This window comes from Methylomonas rivi (assembly GCF_024505165.1).
Lineage (GTDB): Bacteria > Pseudomonadota > Gammaproteobacteria > Methylococcales > Methylomonadaceae > Methylomonas > Methylomonas rivi.
Window position 1 is genome coordinate 1 of sequence record NZ_JANIBK010000309.1, and the last position, 1,448, is coordinate 1,448.

A 1,448-nucleotide genomic window follows, 5' to 3' on the forward strand; every position below is an offset into this window, starting at 1 on the left:
GGGTGGGCATTTTTGCCCACGCGCGATGGCATCGGTTGCGCGTGGGCACATAAAGCGCGCCCACCCTACCCAACGGGTATGGCTTGCCACGGCGGAGCCAGGGAACCAGGATGCGATCTTGCGTTTCATAAATCGGAATTCCGCAGTTTGGGCGGCGCGCAGTATTGGCCGCAGGCCGGGGCTTCCGGGTGTTCGGGCTGGGGCACCGGCTTGGCTTGCATGGAAATATCCGGCGCATATTGGTGGTAACGGCCGGTGGGATCGTATTGCCGGTGGCGGTCGTTTTTCTCGTTGAGAATGTAAGGCGTGATCAGCAACACCATTTCCGATTTGCTTTCGGTATCTTCGGTATTGCGGAACACATTGCCCAGCAGCGGAATGTCGGCCAGATACGGCACCTTGCGGCGGTTGCGCGAAAAGCTGTCGCGGATCAGGCCGCCGACCGCCACGGTATAGCCGTGTTTGGCGAAGATTTCGCCTTGCATGCGGGCGGTGGTGATGGTGTCGACCGGCAAATTCAAGACGCTGCCGTTGATGGTGTCCGCTATCGGAATATTGGCGGCGGCTTCGTTGAGCGTGGCGTTTTCCTGTAGCATTTGAATCTGAATACTGCCGTCGTCGTTGATATGCGGAATGATCTGCAGGGTGGTGCCGATTTCTTCCAGCTCGGTTTCCGGGGTGGTGATGGTGCGGGTGGTGTTGATGTTGTCGACGTTATCGACCGAGTAGCCGCGCACCATGATGCGCTCTTCGCCGACGAACAGCGAGGCCGGTCGGTGGTTGGAAGCCACCAGCATCGGGTTGGAGACCACATTCAGCCGGTTGTTTTTCTCCAGGAATTCGATATTGGCCTTGACCTTGTCGCTGACGAATTCGTAGACGAAACTGCCGCCGCCGGTCAGCGCGGCCGCGCCGCCCATGATCAGCGGGTTGAGGCTGTCGCCCTGGATTTTGGTATTTTTGATTTCGAAATTGAACAGCGAGGAAAAGTCTTCGCCCACCTTGACGTCGATGATCTTCATTTCCAGCATGACCTGGGTCTGCGGAATGTCCATCTGTTCCACCAGATTGCTGATGGATTTGAGGATGCCTTGGTCGCTGCTTTTGACGATGAGCTGGTTGTGTTCGCTGTTGACGGTGACGAACACGACTTTATTCATGCCGGATACTTCGCTGAGTTTGTCGGCTTCCACGCGCTTGCCGTCGCCGCTATCCGCCGACAGTTGCTCCAGTTGGTCGACGCTCAAGTCGCCGGGCACGCGTTCCTGATAACCGAAATTGCCCATGCCCCCCATGCCGTAGCGGTTGTTGCCGGCGTTATTGCGGCCGCCGTAGTAATTGGTGTTATTGCCGTAGCCGCGGTAGCCGCCACCGAATCCGCCGGCATTGCCGCCGCCGAAGCCGCCCGCGCCTCCAAATCCACCGCCATAACCGCCCATGCCGCCGCC

At 58.6% G+C, this 1,448-nt stretch carries 1 protein-coding gene; it reads right to left on the bottom strand.

The genetic code is table 11. From position 1 onward, the window contains the following. Positions 1-125: 125 nt before the first annotated feature. Positions 126-1,448 (bottom strand): type II secretion system protein GspD (locus NP596_RS21360; RefSeq protein WP_256617399.1); only part of this gene is annotated, 1,323 nt, incomplete at its 5' end.